The sequence below is a fragment of the Caballeronia sp. SL1002 genome, assembly GCF_057814995.1.
In genome coordinates, this window is record NZ_JBYMUW010000002.1 from 2,474,727 (window position 1) to 2,488,573 (window position 13,847).

At 62.7% G+C, this 13,847-nt stretch carries 15 protein-coding genes and 1 tRNA gene; 11 read left to right on the plus strand and 5 right to left on the minus strand.

From position 1 onward, the window contains the following. Positions 1-13 precede the first annotated feature (13 nt). Entirely contained in the window at positions 14-910 is an 897-nt protein-coding gene (gene rapZ / locus AC3D25_RS13860; protein ID WP_488888942.1) for an RNase adapter RapZ, read from the plus strand. A 32-nt stretch (positions 911-942) separates the two neighbouring features. After that, positions 943-1,575 (plus strand): LON peptidase substrate-binding domain-containing protein, encoded by a 633-nt coding sequence (locus AC3D25_RS13865; protein ID WP_488888943.1) that lies wholly within the window; start codon positions 943-945, stop codon positions 1,573-1,575. Here AC3D25_RS13865 and mutY read toward each other — a convergent pair. Together mutY and mutM are read right to left on the minus strand one after the other, a co-directional pair. After that, positions 1,572-2,642 carry an A/G-specific adenine glycosylase gene (gene mutY / locus AC3D25_RS13870; RefSeq protein ID WP_488888944.1) on the minus strand — a complete coding sequence of 357 codons (1,071 nt, stop codon included), beginning with the start codon at positions 2,640-2,642 and terminating at the stop codon, positions 1,572-1,574. The genes AC3D25_RS13865 and mutY overlap by 4 nt on opposite strands. Before the next feature lie 8 nt (positions 2,643-2,650). After that, entirely contained in the window at positions 2,651-3,481 is an 831-nt protein-coding gene (gene mutM, locus AC3D25_RS13875) for a bifunctional DNA-formamidopyrimidine glycosylase/DNA-(apurinic or apyrimidinic site) lyase (protein WP_488888945.1), read from the minus strand. A gap of 85 nt (positions 3,482-3,566) precedes the next feature. Here mutM and AC3D25_RS13880 point away from each other — a divergent pair, with 85 nt between their 5' ends. From AC3D25_RS13880 to hisC, 8 genes are all read left to right on the plus strand, one after another. Further along, positions 3,567-5,426 (plus strand): tetratricopeptide repeat protein, encoded by a 1,860-nt coding sequence (locus tag AC3D25_RS13880; protein ID WP_488888946.1) that lies wholly within the window; start codon positions 3,567-3,569, stop codon positions 5,424-5,426. Beyond that, positions 5,426-6,052 carry a lipoprotein insertase outer membrane protein LolB gene (lolB, locus tag AC3D25_RS13885; protein ID WP_488888947.1) on the plus strand — a complete coding sequence of 209 codons (627 nt, stop codon included), beginning with the start codon at positions 5,426-5,428 and terminating at the stop codon, positions 6,050-6,052. Before AC3D25_RS13880 ends, lolB begins: the two co-directional genes overlap by 1 nt. Positions 6,053-6,083: 31 nt before the next feature. Next, positions 6,084-6,977: a 4-(cytidine 5'-diphospho)-2-C-methyl-D-erythritol kinase gene (gene ispE / locus AC3D25_RS13890; RefSeq protein ID WP_488888948.1), complete on the plus strand. Its 894-nt coding sequence runs from the start codon at positions 6,084-6,086 to the stop codon at positions 6,975-6,977. A 55-nt stretch (positions 6,978-7,032) separates the two neighbouring features. Continuing rightward, positions 7,033-7,109, plus strand: a tRNA-Gln gene (locus AC3D25_RS13895). Between the two features lie 48 nt (positions 7,110-7,157). Beyond that, positions 7,158-8,108, plus strand: a complete 951-nt coding sequence (locus tag AC3D25_RS13900) for a ribose-phosphate pyrophosphokinase (protein ID WP_488888949.1) — start codon at positions 7,158-7,160, stop codon at positions 8,106-8,108. 159 nt (positions 8,109-8,267) lie between these two features. Further along, positions 8,268-8,894 (plus strand): 50S ribosomal protein L25/general stress protein Ctc, encoded by a 627-nt coding sequence (locus AC3D25_RS13905; protein WP_488888950.1) that lies wholly within the window; start codon positions 8,268-8,270, stop codon positions 8,892-8,894. 139 nt (positions 8,895-9,033) lie between these two features. Then, complete coding sequence (gene pth / locus AC3D25_RS13910) at positions 9,034-9,636, plus strand: aminoacyl-tRNA hydrolase (RefSeq protein ID WP_488888951.1); 603 nt, start codon at positions 9,034-9,036, stop codon at positions 9,634-9,636. Between the two features lie 20 nt (positions 9,637-9,656). Then, entirely contained in the window at positions 9,657-10,727 is a 1,071-nt protein-coding gene (hisC, locus tag AC3D25_RS13915) for a histidinol-phosphate transaminase (RefSeq protein ID WP_488888952.1), read from the plus strand. Here the strand turns inward: hisC and AC3D25_RS13920 are convergent. The 3 genes from AC3D25_RS13920 to rsmD all read right to left on the minus strand — a co-directional run bounded on the left by AC3D25_RS13920 (position 10,714) and on the right by rsmD (position 12,316). Beyond that, positions 10,714-10,971, minus strand: coding sequence for a YfhL family 4Fe-4S dicluster ferredoxin (locus tag AC3D25_RS13920; protein ID WP_488888953.1), 258 nt, complete (start codon positions 10,969-10,971; stop codon positions 10,714-10,716). The genes hisC and AC3D25_RS13920 overlap by 14 nt on opposite strands. Positions 10,972-11,056: 85 nt before the next feature. Further along, positions 11,057-11,557: a pantetheine-phosphate adenylyltransferase gene (gene coaD, locus AC3D25_RS13925; RefSeq protein ID WP_488888954.1), complete on the minus strand. Its 501-nt coding sequence runs from the start codon at positions 11,555-11,557 to the stop codon at positions 11,057-11,059. Between the two features lie 99 nt (positions 11,558-11,656). Beyond that, on the minus strand, positions 11,657-12,316 hold the full coding sequence (gene rsmD / locus AC3D25_RS13930) for a 16S rRNA (guanine(966)-N(2))-methyltransferase RsmD (protein ID WP_488888955.1): 660 nt from the start codon (positions 12,314-12,316) through the stop codon (positions 11,657-11,659). 254 nt (positions 12,317-12,570) lie between these two features. Between rsmD and ftsY the strand changes: the two genes are divergently transcribed. Continuing rightward, complete coding sequence (ftsY, locus tag AC3D25_RS13935; RefSeq protein WP_488888956.1) at positions 12,571-13,803, plus strand: signal recognition particle-docking protein FtsY; 1,233 nt, start codon at positions 12,571-12,573, stop codon at positions 13,801-13,803. Positions 13,804-13,847 lie beyond the last annotated feature (44 nt).

Consider the following 13,847-nt stretch of genomic DNA (forward strand, 5'->3'; position numbering starts at 1 on the left):
CGAGTCGAAACTCATGCGCATCATTCTGATCACGGGCATCTCCGGCTCCGGCAAATCGGTCGCCCTGAACGCGCTGGAGGACGCCGGCTACTTTTGCGTCGACAATCTCCCGCCGCGCTTTTTGCCCGAACTCGCCGACTATCTCGCGAAAGAAGGCCAGACGCGCCTCGCGATCGCCATCGACGCTCGTTCGAGCCGCTCGCTCGACGAAGTGCCGGCCATCGTCAAGGTTCTTTCGAGCGCGTTCGACACGCGCGTTCTGTTCCTCAACGCCAGCACGCAGGCGCTCATCCAGCGTTTTTCCGAAACGCGCCGCCGCCATCCGCTGTCCGGGTCGCCCGCGCACGACGCCGATGTCGGCGTGCTCACGTCGCTCGCCGAAGCGATCGAAAGCGAACGCGAACTGGTCTCGGGCCTCGCCCAGTTCGGCCATCAGATCGATACCAGCAACCTGCGCGCAAACGTGCTGCGGGCGTGGGTCAAGCAGTTCATCGAGCAGGAACCGGCCGGTCTCACGCTGATGTTCGAATCGTTCGGCTTCAAGCGCGGCGTGCCGCTCGACGCCGATTTCGTGTTCGACGTGCGCACGCTGCCGAATCCGTACTACGACCGCGAACTGCGCCCGCTGACCGGACTCGATCAGCCGGTGATCGACTATTTGTCGGCGCAGCCGATGGTCCATCAGATGATCGACGACATCGGCACGTTCATCGCAAAATGGCTCCCGCATTTCCGCGACGATAACCGCAGCTATCTCACTGTCGCGATCGGTTGCACCGGCGGCCAGCACCGTTCGGTGTTCATTTCCCAGGCGCTCGCCGCGCGCTTCGGAGACAAAGCCAATGTGATCGTGCGGCATCGCGACGCACCCATCTCGCACGATGGCTTCGCCGCGCCGACGCCAATCTGATCGCCGCGGGCGGTCCAACCTGGAGGCGCGCGATGTCAGCCAATCCCGTACTCGCCGATCTGCCGCTCTTTCCCCTGCACACCGTGCTGTTCCCGGGCGGTCTGCTTCCTCTGAAGATTTTCGAGGCGCGCTATCTCGATATGGCGCGTGCCTGCCTGCGCGAAAACACGCCGTTCGGCGTGTGTCTGCTGAAAAGCGGAAGTGAAATCGCGTCGCCCGGCGATCCATCCGTGCCTGAGCCGATCGGCTGTCTCGCCGAAATCACGCAATGCGACGTCGACACGTTCGGCATGTTGATCGTGCAATCGCGCGGCACGAAACGTTTCCGGCTGCTTTCGCACCGCGTCGAGCCGAGCAATTTGCTGGTGGGCATGGCCGAGACGATCGGCGACGACGAGCCGCTGCAGGGTAGCGACGCACTCGCCAAGTTCGGCGCGTGCGCGGAAGTGCTGGAGCGGATTATCGAGACCATCAAGGCGCGCGATCCGCAAAACCTGCCGTTCGCCGAACCTTTTCTATTCGACGATCCGACCTGGGTGTCGAACCGGCTGTCCGAAATCCTGCCGATCCCCATGCGCGCGCGCCAGAAGCTGATGGAGCTGGACGACGCCGCCGCGCGTATCGACGTCGTGCATCACTACATGCAGCATCATCAACTGCTCTAGATCAGCGTGCCCTGAAGTCCGTCGAGCAGCTTCTTCACCGGCGCGGGCAAACCGTACGCGCCGATCTCCGCGAGCGGCGCCCAGACCGTCACCGGCCGCGCCGACGCATCGTGCGCGACCGGCCGTGCGCGCGCGAGACGCGGCTCGATATCCAGCCTGAAATGCGTGAATACGTGCGTGAGCGGCGCGAGACGCTCGACTTCGTCCGCGTCCGCGCCGCCGAGCGTCATCGCGAGCGCTTCGAGCGAGGCTTCGTCGGGCGCTTGCGGCAGGCTCCACAAACCGCCCCAAATCCCGGACGGCGGACGCTTTTCCAGCAGCACGGCGTCGCCATCCTTGAGCACGAGCATCCACGTCTTGCGCGTCGGCACGACCTTTTTGGGACGCGCCGTGGGCAGCGCCTTTTGCCGCCCTTCGACATTCGCGACGCAATCCGGCGCGAACGGACAGCGCGCGCAATCGGGCTTGCCGCGCACGCAAAGCGTCGCGCCGAGATCCATCAGACCTTGCGTATAAGCGGTGACTTCGTCGGCGTGTGCGGCGTCGGGTAATAACGATTCCGCCAGCGTCCACATCGCGTTTTCGACGCGCTTTTCGCCCGGAAAACCTTCCACGCCGAACACGCGGGCCAACACGCGCTTCACGTTGCCGTCGAGAATCGTCGCGCGCGCGCCGAATGCGAACGACGCGATGGCCGCCGCCGTGGAACGTCCGATGCCCGGCAATTCGGCCAGTTCTTCAACCGTGCGGGGGAAATGTCTGCCATGCGACGACGCCACGATCTGCGCGCATTTGTGCAGATTTCGCGCGCGCGAGTAGTAGCCGAGTCCGGCCCAATGCGCCATGACGTCGTCGGCGGGCGCGTTGGCGAGCGTTTTCACGTCGGGGAAACGGGCAAGAAAACGCGTGTAATACGGAATCACCGTGGACACTTGCGTCTGCTGCAGCATGATCTCCGAAAGCCATACGCGATAAGCATCGCGCGTGTTTTGCCAGGGCAGGTCGTGACGGCCGTGAACGCGTTGCCACGCGATCAGGCGCGTGGAGAAATCGGTAAGTGCGAGCATCGAAGGAATTAGCGTTGGCAGCGCGGACAGAAATACGTCGATCGCTGACCTTGCACGATTTGTCGGATAGCCGTGCCGCAGACGTGGCACGGCAGGCCCGCGCGATCATAGACGAAATAATCGAGCTGAAAATAGCCGGATTCGCCGTCGCTGCCGACGAAATCGCGCAACGTGCTGCCGCCCTTTTCGATCGCGGCGGCGAGCGTCGTGCGCACGGCATCCGCGAGCAGGTCGTATCGCACGAGCGAGATGCGCCCGGCGGCCGTCGTCGGCCGGATGCCCGCGCGAAACAAACTTTCCGACGCATAAATGTTGCCCACGCCGACCACGATATCGCCCGCGAGCAGCGCCTGCTTCACGGCCACTTTGCGGCCGCGCGTCTTCTGGAACATCAGCGCGCCGGAAAATCCCGGCGTGAACGGCTCGACGCCGAGATTGGCGAGCAGCGGATGCGCGAGCACGTCGCCGTCCTCGCGCGGATGCCACAGGATCGCGCCGAAACGCCGCGGATCGCGGAACCGCAGGATGAAGTCATCGAAGATCAGATCGACGTGATCGTGCTTAGCGGCCTCGGGCGGACGCGGCACGTTGCGCAGGACGCGCAGCGTGCCGGTCATGCCAAGATGCACGATCAGCCACCCGGCGGCCGTGCCGAACAGCAGATACTTTCCACGCCGCTCGACCGTATCGATATTCAGGTCTTTCAGCGTCTTCGCGAGATGCGCGGGAATGGGCCAGCGCAGCGCGGGCGTGCGCACATCGACGCGTTCGACGCGCCGTCCAGCGACATACGGTTCGATTCCGCGTCGCGTGACTTCGACTTCCGGCAACTCTGGCATGTTTTACTGGTCTGCAACTTGCTGGGTGATGTGCCCGTATTGTAGCGAGCGCGTTACAATCGACCGAAACATCGATCGGATTTCCATGAACTTGTCCTTCGTAAAGCTGTTTTCGAAGCAGCCTGTTAAGTCCGCTCAGGCTTGCCGCACGCCGGTCACGCGCATCGCACGCGCAGTAGCGGGCGCCATTGCGCTGACGGCCGCCGCGTTTGCATTTGCGCCCGCGTACGCGCAAAACCCCGAACAGATTCCCGCGCCCGCCAGCGACGACCAAACCGCCGCCGATCTCCTGACCGCTCCGCCGTCGGGCAAGGAAGAGCAGGATTTGCCGAACATTCCGGTGACGAGCCAGCTCGTGTTCCAGGTCCTCGCCGCCGAAGTCGCGTTGCAGCGTGGCCAGGCCGCGCCGGCTTACCAGACTTACCTTTCGATGGCGCGCGACACGCACGATCCGCGTTTCGCCCAGCGCGCGACCGAAATCGCGATCGCCGCGCAAAGCCCGAACGACGCGCTCACCGCCGCCCAACTGTGGCAGCAGTCCGCGCCCCACTCCGAGCGCGCCGCGCAGTTGAGCGCCTCGCTCTTGATCGTGGCCGGCAAGCCCGACGACGCCAGCCCCATTCTCGCCAGCGAACTCGCGAAAGTACCCGAACAGCAACGCGGCGAGGCGATTCTTTCGCTGCAGACACTGCTTTCGCGCGGCCCGAATCGCGTGGGCGCGCTGAATGTGCTGAAAGATCTCACGAAAAATGACCTGCAGCGGCCCGAGACGCATCTCGCGCTTGCCCGTCAGCAACTCGCCGCCGACGATCAACCGGGCGCGAAGGCATCGCTCGAAAAGGCATTGGAACTGCGTCCGGATTATCTGCCCGCCGCGCTGACGCTCGCTCGAATGGGCCCGGAGGAGCGCAAGGAAGGGATCGCGTCGTTCGAAAAGTATCTTGAGAAGAACCCGAAATCGCACGATGCCCGGCTCGCGCTGGCGCAACTGTATTTGTCGGCGGACCGGATCGACGACGCGCAGAAGCAGTTCGACATCATGCGCAAGAACGATCCGAAAGACCTGACCGCGTTGATGGCGCTCGCGCTCATCAGCGTGCAGAAGAAGCAGCTGGATCGCGCGCAGGATTATCTGGTCCAGTACGCGAAAATCGCCGACACCACGCCGGGCGCCGATCCGGGCCAGGCGTACATTTATCTCGCGCAGTTGGCGCTGGAGCAGAAAAACGAGGCTGCCGCCGTTCAGTGGCTCGACAAGATTCCGCACACGAGCCAGCAATATCTGCCCGCGCAGATCACGCGCGCGCAGCTGCTTGCGCGGCAGGGCAAGACCGACGAAGCGCGGCAGTTGCTCGGCAATCTGCAAAGCTCCGACCCGCGCGATCTCGCCTTGCTCGCCCGCACGGACGCCGGGCTGCTGTTCGAGGCGAAGCGTTATCCCGAGGCGGAAGCGGCATTGGCGAAGGCGGTCGCCGTTTTCCCCGACGATCCCGATCTGACCTACGACTACGCGATGGCCGCCGAAAAGAACGGCCACTACGACACGATGGAAGCGCAGTTGCGCAAGCTGATGCGCACGCAGCCGGACAATCCACAGGCTTATAACGCGCTCGGTTATTCGCTCGTCGATCGCGGCCAGCGTATCGACGAAGCCGTGAAGCTCATCGAGAAAGCGGTTTCGCTCGCGCCGAACGACGCGTTCATCATGGATAGCCTGGGCTGGGCGAAGTACCGGCAAGGCAATTCCATCGAGGCAGCGAAAATTCTCAAACAGGCTTACGACTTGCAGCCGAACGCTGAAATTGGCGCGCATCTCGGCGAGGTGCAGTGGAAATCCGGGCAGCAAGACCAGGCGCGCGACACATGGCGTCAGGCGCTGAAGCTCGAACCGGACAACGACACGCTCGTCAAGACGCTCAAACGACTCCAGGTGAACGACCTTTGATGGCATCGATTTTTTTTGAACGCGCGCCGCTCCGCCGCGGCGCGCTGACGTTCGCCGCGGCGGCCGTCGTGATGTTGTCGGGTTGCGCGGTCAAGCCGCGCGTGCCGAGCACGTCGAACGCGGCGACGTCCATCACGGCCCAGACGAGCCGCGCGTATCACGGACGTTTCGCCGTGCAATACAACGACCAGAACAGCCAGCAGCGCAACGCTTACGGCAACTTCGACTGGCAGGAAAACGGCGATACCGTGACTTTGCAGTTGCGCAATCCGCTCGGCCAGACGCTCGCCATCGTGACGTCGTCGCCTTCGTCCGCGACGCTCGAATTGCCCAACCGCGCGCCGCAAACCGCCGACAACGTGTCCGAACTGATGCGTAGCGCGCTCGGTTTCCCGCTGCCTGTCGAAGGATTGCGCTACTGGCTGCAGCCGTCACCCGCGCCCACGTCGCGCGCGCGAACCACGATGGATTCGTCGTCGGAAAACGGCCGGCTGAAGGAAATCAAGCAGGATGGCTGGACGATCGACTATCTCGCCTACGCCGACGCGCCCGCAGCCGGCGTAAAGCGCCTGAACCTGTCGCGCGACGAACCGCCGCTCGACATCAAGCTCGTGATCGACCAGTAACTTGTTGCTCGCACCAAGAACCGCTCCAAGCATGTCCGAACCGATATCACTGCCGCCTGCGTCGATGCGCGACTGTCTCGCGCCCGCGAAACTGAACCTGTTCCTGCATATCACCGGGCGTCGTCCGGACGGCTACCACGCGCTGCAAACCGTGTTTCAGTTGCTCGACTGGGGTGACGTCCTGCACTTCACGCGGCGCGACGACGGCGTCATCACGCGCAAGACCGAGGTTGCGGGCGTTCCCGAGGCCGACGATCTCGTCGTGCGCGCCGCGCGTCTGCTGCAAAAGCACACGGGCAGCGGATTCGGCGTGGAAATCGAAATCGACAAGCATTTACCGATGGGCGCGGGACTCGGCGGCGGTAGTTCTGACGCGGCAACCACACTTTTAGCGTTAAATCGCCTTTGGGGCGTTGACCTGCCGCGCGCAACGCTGCAAAATCTCGCCCTGCAACTCGGCGCGGATGTGCCATTTTTTGTCTTCGGGCAAAATGCGTTTGCGGAAGGAGTCGGAGAGGCGTTGGAGGCGGTGACATTGCCGAAACGTTTTTTCCTTGTGGTGACTCCTGCGGCGCACGTGCCCACCGCCGCGATTTTTTCCGAGAAAGCGTTGACAAGGGACTCGAAAGTCCTCACAATTACGGACTTCCTTGCACAACATAGTTCTGACGCAAATTGGCCGGATAGCTTTGGTCGAAATGACATGCAGGCGGTTGTCGCAGAGAAGTACGCGGAAGTTGCTCTGGTGCTTGAGTGGTTATCGAATCTTGCACCTGCGCGAATGACTGGATCTGGAGCGAGCGTGTTTGCCGCGTTTCGCAGCAAGACTGAAGCAGAGTTGGCGCAAGCCAAGCTTCCGGCAAGCTGGAAAAGCGTTGTGACTAGCAGCCTGGATTCTCATCCTCTCTTCGCTTTCGCGTCATAAGGTTTTGTTTTGTCGGGTTTGTCCTACACTACCCGGCAAGACTCAAAGTTAGTGTAGGGGAGTCGCCAAGTTGGTCAAGGCACCGGATTTTGATTCCGGCATGCGAGGGTTCGAGTCCTTCCTCCCCTGCCATAATTTCTCGCGTTTTTCCTCCCGCCTCCAGCCGGAAACAGGTGCACGATGAGCAGTGACGGCCTGATGGTATTTACTGGCAACGCCAATCCCGCGCTTGCCCAGGAAGTCGTCAAGATCCTTGGAATTCCTCTCGGCAAGGCGACGGTCAGCCGCTTTTCCGATGGCGAAATCCTCGTCGAGATCCAGGAAAACGTTCGTGGCAAGGACGTGTTCGTTCTGCAGTCCACCTGCGCGCCGACGAACGACACCCTGATGGAACTGATGATCATGGTCGATGCGCTCAAGCGCGCATCCGCTGGCCGGATCACCGCCGCCATTCCCTATTTCGGTTATGCACGTCAGGATCGCCGTCCGCGTTCCGCGCGTGTCGCCATTTCGGCGAAAGTTGTCGCGAATATGCTGGAGATCGCGGGCGTCGATCGTGTCATCACGATGGACCTGCACGCGGACCAGATTCAAGGCTTCTTCGACATTCCGGTCGACAATATCTATGCAACGCCGGTTTTGCTCGGCGATCTGCGCAAGCAGAATTATGAGCATCTGCTGGTCGTGTCGCCGGACGTCGGCGGCGTCATTCGCGCCCGCGCACTGGCAAAACAGTTGAACACCGATCTCGCGATCATCGACAAACGCCGCCCGAAGGCGAATGTCGCCGAAGTGATGAACATCATCGGTGAAGTGGAAGGCCGGACCTGCGTGATCATGGACGACATGGTCGATACCGCCGGCACGCTCTGCAAGGCAGCACAGGTTTTGAAGCAGCGCGGCGCGAAGCAAGTTTTCGCGTATGCCACGCACCCGGTGCTTTCGGGTGGCGCGGGCGAACGGATCGCGGCGTCGGAACTCGACGAACTCGTCGTCACCGACACCATTCCGCTGTCCGCCGAATCGCGCGCCTGCGCGAAGATCCGCCTGCTTTCGAGCGCGGGACTGCTCGCGGAAACATTCTCGCGAATCCGGCGCGGCGACTCGGTGATGTCGCTCTTCGCCGAGTAAGAAACACGAATTGGCAGACACGCGAAGCTCGATGCTTCGCGTTTTTGCGTGATCGGTACAAGCGAACGAAGGTTTGTATCGTTGCTCTTGGGGTTGACGCCGAACGGCGAGACGCCCCGTTTTCACTGCCTGGTCGCGGGCAGATTATGGAGTTGAATCATGAAAGTAGTCGCTTTCGAGCGTAATTTGCAAGGTACGGGTGCGAGCCGCCGCCTGCGTAACTCGGGCAAGACCCCGGGCATCGTATATGGCGCGGACAAGGACGTTCAACTGGTCGAACTGGACCACAACGCCCTGTGGCACGCCCTGAAGAAAGAAGTTTTCCATTCGTCGATTCTCGACCTGGAAGTGGCCGGCAAGTCGCAACAGGTTCTGCTGCGCGACGTGCAATACCACCCGTTCAAGCAGATCGTTCTGCACGTTGACTTCCAGCGCGTCGATTCGTCGAAGAAGCTGCACACCAAGGTTCCGGTTCACTTCATGAACCAGGAAACGAACCCGGCTGTGAAGCAATCGGGCGCCGTGATCTCGCACGTCGTAACGGAACTGGAAATCGAATGTCTGCCGGCTGACCTGCCGGAATTCGTCGAAGTCGATCTGGCGAACATCGTCGCCGGTCAATCGCTTCACGTGAAGGACATCGTTCTGCCGAAGGGCGTGACGCTGGTCGCGCACGTCGAAGCGGAAAACGCGGTTGTTGCTTCGGCGACCATTCCGGCTGCTGTCGTCTCGGACGAAGCAACGGGCGGCACCGAAGCGGCTGCAGGCGACAAGCCGGCAGCGTAATCACGCTGCGAGCCGATCCTCTCGATCCGTTCGCAAGAACGGTCGACGTGACCCGCCGGTGCAATGCTCCGGCGGGTTTTTTTTCGCTCATTTTCGATACGGCCGGACGCGGAACGCTCGCGCTGGCCGCGATGCAAACATGATCAAACTGATCGTCGGACTCGGAAATCCGGGCGCCGAATACACCGCGACACGGCATAACGCCGGCTTCTGGTTCATCGACCAGTTGGCCCGCGACGCTGGCGCGAGCCTGCGCGACGAGCGCCGCTTTCACGGTCACTACGGCAAAGGCCGCCTGAACGGCCAGGAGATTCATCTGCTCGAACCGCAGACGTTCATGAACCGCTCGGGGCAATCGGTGGTCGCGCTTGCACAGTTTTTCAAGATTCTGCCCGACGAGATTCTCGTCGCGCACGACGAGCTCGATCTGCCGCCCGGCACGGTCAAGATGAAACTGGGCGGCGGAAGCGGCGGTCATAACGGTCTGAAGGACATTTCCGCGCATCTGTCGTCGCAGCAGTACTGGCGGCTGCGGATCGGTATCGGGCATCCGCGCGATCTGATTCCCGAAGGCTCGCGCGCGGGCGCCAAGCCCGATGTGGCGAATTTCGTGCTGAAGCCGCCGCGCCGCGAGGAACAGGACGTGATCGACGCGTCGATCGAGCGCGCGCTCGCCGTCATGCCCTTCGTGGTCGCGGGCGAGACCGACCGCGCGATGATGAACCTGCATCGCAATCCCTGACATCAACGCTGGAGCCGCACTTGAGCCGTTTCTGGAGTGACATCGTTCATCGCCTGACGCCGTATGTGCCGGGCGAACAGCCCGTGCTCGCGCATCCCGTCAAACTCAATACCAACGAGAATCCGTATCCGCCCTCGCCGCGCGTGGTCGAGGCGATCCGCCGCGAGTTGGGCGACGACGGCGAGTCGTTGCGCAAATATCCGGACCCGACGGCGCGCGCGCTCCGGGCGGCGGTCGCCCAGCATCACGGAATTTCGCCGGAGCAGGTGTTTGTCGGCAATGGCTCGGATGAAGTGCTCGCGCACGCGTTTCAGGCGCTGTTGAAGCACGAGCGGCCGATCCGTTTCCCGGATATCACGTACAGCTTTTATCCGGTGTACGCGCAGTTGTACGGCGTGCAATACGACACGATTCCGCTGGACGATACCTTCGCCATTCGCATCGACGATTACCGTGCGCCCAATGGCGGCGTGCTTCTGCCGAATCCGAACGCGCCGACGGGCCGTGCGCTTACGCGCGCCGAGATCGAAGCGGTACTGAAAGCGAATCCGGATTCGCCGGTGGTGATCGACGAGGCTTATGTGGATTTCGGCGCGGAATCGGCGATTGGGTTGATCGGCGAATATCCGAATTTGCTGGTCGTGCAGACGGTGTCGAAGGCGCGTTCGCTGGCCGGCATGCGGTTGGGTTTCGCTTTCGGCGACGCCGCGCTAATCGACGCGTTGACGCGCGTGAAGGACAGTTTTAACTCTTATCCGCTCGACCGGCTGGCGCAGGCGGCGGGCATTGCAGCTTACGAAGACGACGCGTGGTTCCGTGCGACCTGCGCGAAAGTGGTGACGAGCCGCGAGCGGCTACGCGCCGGATTGGAAATGCTGGGGTTCGAAGTCGTGCCGTCGGCGGCCAATTTCGTGTTCGCGCGGCATCCGGCGCACGACGCGGCGACGCTCGCGGCGAAGCTCAAGGAACGGGAGATTTTCGTGCGGCACTTCAAGCTACCGCGGATCGACCAGCATTTGCGCATCTCGGTCGGCACGGATGCCGAATGCGACGCGTTGCTCGACGCGCTGAACAGCCTTACTTCGATTTAGCCGCCATCAACGCGTGATATTTGGACATCAACTGCTCGGCGCTCTCGACGTGCGCCGGGTCGCGCGGAATGCATTCGACCGGACAGACTTGCTGGCACTGCGGTTCATCGAAATGGCCGACACATTCGGTGCACTTGTTCGGGTCGATCACGTAGATATCCGTGCCCATCGAGATCGCGTCGTTCGGGCACTCGGGCTCGCACACGTCGCAGTTGATGCACTCGTCGGTAATGATCAAAGACATACTTCACTCTCTTAGCGCCGGTTCGTAACCGGCATTGAGCCCGCGCAAGCCCGATAGATCATCGAGCCAACGCGGGCGCAGCGCCTCAGGGCGCCGGGTCCGACGGTATCGGACCGACCTTGTCCTTCAGCCGCTTTTCGACGGAAGGAAACACAAACTTGCTCACATCGCCGCCCAGCTGCGCGATTTCGCGCACGATGGTGCCCGAAATAAACTGGTATTGGTCGGACGGCGTCATGAACATGGTTTCGACGTCGGGCAAAAGATAGCGGTTCATGCCCGCCATCTGGAACTCATACTCGAAATCGGAGACGGCCCGCAAACCGCGCACGATCACGCGCGCGTTGTTCTTGCGCACGAAGTCCTTTAATAGACCGGTGAAACTCATGACCTGCACGTTCGGATAGTGGCCGAGCACGTCGTGTGCAATGTCGAGCCGCTCTTCGAGCGTGAAAAAGGGCTTCTTGTTTCGGCTGTCGGCCACGCCCACGACCAGCGTATCGAAAATGCTCGATGCGCGCCGAACGAGGTCCTCGTGACCGCGCGTGAGCGGGTCGAACGTTCCCGGGTACACAGCGACTACCATGAAGCTTCTCCTCTTCCATATACATTGGGCCGCCTAGCCGCATTGGCAACCCGCGGGCGCCGCCAGGTCGTCGCCCGGCGCGTTATTTTGGCACGCGCATTATTCCTCATTTTCGCGTCGCAGCAAATGATAGCGGACCGCGCCCGCCTTGCCTTCGCGGGTAATTCCCCAGCCGGCGAGCGCGGGGATCGCGGCGGTGTCGAGCGGATCGCCGCATTCCACATACAGCGCGCCGCCGGGCGCGACGAGCGTCACCGCGAGGTCGAGCGCGCGATCGAACAGGGATTTTTCGCCGAACGGCGGATCGAGGAAAACGATATCGAACGAGTTCGGCGGTAGGCTCGCGGCGAGGCGCAACGCATCAGCCTCGGCGATTTCGATGTTGCGCGCGGCAAGCCGCGTCTGGTTCGCCTTCAATTGCGCGGCGGCCCGGCCGCTCCTTTCGATCATCAGCACACGTGCCGCGCCGCGCGACGCGGCTTCGAAGCCGAGCGCGCCGCTGCCGGCGAAGAGATCGAGGCAGCGCAAACCGTCGAGATCCTGGCCGAGCCAGTTGAAAAGCGTCTCGCGCACGCGGTCGGGCGTCGGACGGAGGCCTTCGAGATCGAGCACGGGCAACGGCGTGCGCTTCCACTCGCCGCCGATGATCCGAATGGCGTTCGGCTTTCCACCTCGCGACGGCGACGGTTCGCGAACCTTGGGCGCGGCGCGTTCAGGGGAGCGGGACGAGGGATTACGGGTAATGGACGAACGGGACATGTGCAGGAAATCAGAGGAATAAGCGGCTTTCTCGCGATGCAACGGCTAAAAAAGCGCGTTGGATCGGGGCGCGTGCGTTGAAAACCAACGTTACCACAGCCTAGGACGCCAAGCCGCGCCGAGCCGCGCCCTGCAAGCCGCGCTGCCTGATAAAATACGCGCCTTCCGCGCTTTCGCGTTCGCCGCGCCGGTTTTTCGGGCATGCGGCGTCGTTTTATCGAAGGAATGCGCGCGCCACCTCACCACTGCCGACCATGTTCAGCTTCTTCAAACGATTCAAAAAGCCGGCCGAGACGGAGCTTGAGGCGCAGGTCGAGTCCGAACTCGACGAGCCTGAGGCGCCCGAGCCGCTGCGTCACGCCACCACGCCAGTTACGCCTGCGCAGCCGGTCGAAGAGCCGAGCACGCCCGCCGCCGAGCCGCTGCGTCACGCGACCACGCCGGTCACACCCGCGCAGCCCGTCGACGAAGCCGCGCCCGCAGCCGAGGTGCCGTATTGGCAAGGCCGCACGCAACCGCTGCGCAAATCGCCCGCGCCGAGCGAAGAAATCGTCGAGATCGTGCCGCCGCCCGCCGCCGATGAAAACGCGCGGAGATCGTGGCTTACGCGGCTAAAAACCGGGTTGTCGAAGACGAGTTCGAGCCTGACAGGCATTTTCGTCGGCGCGAAGATCGACGAGGATCTGTACGAGGAACTCGAAACCGCACTGCTGATGTCGGACGCGGGCGTCGATGCAACCGTATTCCTGCTCGAATCGTTGCGCGAAAAGGTGCGCAGCGAGCGTCTGACCGACGCCGCGCAGGTGAAAGCCGCGCTGCGCACGCTGTTGATCGATTTGCTGAAGCCGCTCGAACAATCGCTGATGCTCGGCCGCGCGCAGCCGCTCGTGATGATGATCGCGGGCGTGAACGGCGCGGGCAAAACCACGAGCATCGGCAAGCTGGCGAAGCATCTGCAACGCTTCGACCAATCCGTGCTGCTCGCCGCCGGCGACACCTTCCGCGCCGCCGCGCGCGAACAGCTCGCCGTCTGGGGCGAGCGCAACAATGTCACGGTCGTGTCGCAGGAAAGCGGCGACGCGGCCGCGGTGATCTACGACGCGGTCGGCGCGGCGCGCGCGCGCAAGATCGACGTGATGATGGCCGATACCGCCGGCCGCTTGCCGACCCAGCTTCATCTGATGGAAGAACTGCGCAAGGTGAAGCGCGTGATCGCGAAGGCGATGCCGGATGCGCCGCACGAAGTGCTGCTCGTGATCGACGCGAATACCGGGCAGAACGCGCTCGCGCAGGTGAAGGCGTTCGACGACGCGCTCGGGCTGACCGGCCTGATCGTGACGAAGCTCGACGGCACGGCGAAGGGCGGAATTCTCGCCGCGATCGCGCGGCAGCGGCCGGTGCCGGTGTATTTCATCGGCGTCGGCGAGAAGGTGGAAGATTTGCAGCCGTTCAGCGCCGAAGAATTCGCGGACGCGTTGCTCGGCTAGACCGCCGCCTCGACACGGCATAAAAAGGCGCTCGAGCTCGAGCG

Coding starts and splice junctions, on each gene's coding strand:
- rapZ (WP_488888942.1), top strand. CDS start 14: ATGCGCATCATTCTGATCACGGGCATCTCCGGCTCCGGCAAATCGGTC.
- AC3D25_RS13865 (WP_488888943.1), top strand. CDS start 943: ATGTCAGCCAATCCCGTACTCGCCGATCTGCCGCTCTTTCCCCTGCAC.
- mutY (WP_488888944.1), bottom strand. CDS start 2,642: ATGCTCGCACTTACCGATTTCTCCACGCGCCTGATCGCGTGGCAACGC.
- mutM (WP_488888945.1), bottom strand. CDS start 3,481: ATGCCAGAGTTGCCGGAAGTCGAAGTCACGCGACGCGGAATCGAACCG.
- AC3D25_RS13880 (WP_488888946.1), top strand. CDS start 3,567: ATGAACTTGTCCTTCGTAAAGCTGTTTTCGAAGCAGCCTGTTAAGTCC.
- lolB (WP_488888947.1), top strand. CDS start 5,426: ATGGCATCGATTTTTTTTGAACGCGCGCCGCTCCGCCGCGGCGCGCTG.
- ispE (WP_488888948.1), top strand. CDS start 6,084: ATGTCCGAACCGATATCACTGCCGCCTGCGTCGATGCGCGACTGTCTC.
- AC3D25_RS13900 (WP_488888949.1), top strand. CDS start 7,158: ATGAGCAGTGACGGCCTGATGGTATTTACTGGCAACGCCAATCCCGCG.
- AC3D25_RS13905 (WP_488888950.1), top strand. CDS start 8,268: ATGAAAGTAGTCGCTTTCGAGCGTAATTTGCAAGGTACGGGTGCGAGC.
- pth (WP_488888951.1), top strand. CDS start 9,034: ATGATCAAACTGATCGTCGGACTCGGAAATCCGGGCGCCGAATACACC.
- AC3D25_RS13920 (WP_488888953.1), bottom strand. CDS start 10,971: ATGTCTTTGATCATTACCGACGAGTGCATCAACTGCGACGTGTGCGAG.
- coaD (WP_488888954.1), bottom strand. CDS start 11,557: ATGGTAGTCGCTGTGTACCCGGGAACGTTCGACCCGCTCACGCGCGGT.
- rsmD (WP_488888955.1), bottom strand. CDS start 12,316: ATGTCCCGTTCGTCCATTACCCGTAATCCCTCGTCCCGCTCCCCTGAA.
- ftsY (WP_488888956.1), top strand. CDS start 12,571: ATGTTCAGCTTCTTCAAACGATTCAAAAAGCCGGCCGAGACGGAGCTT.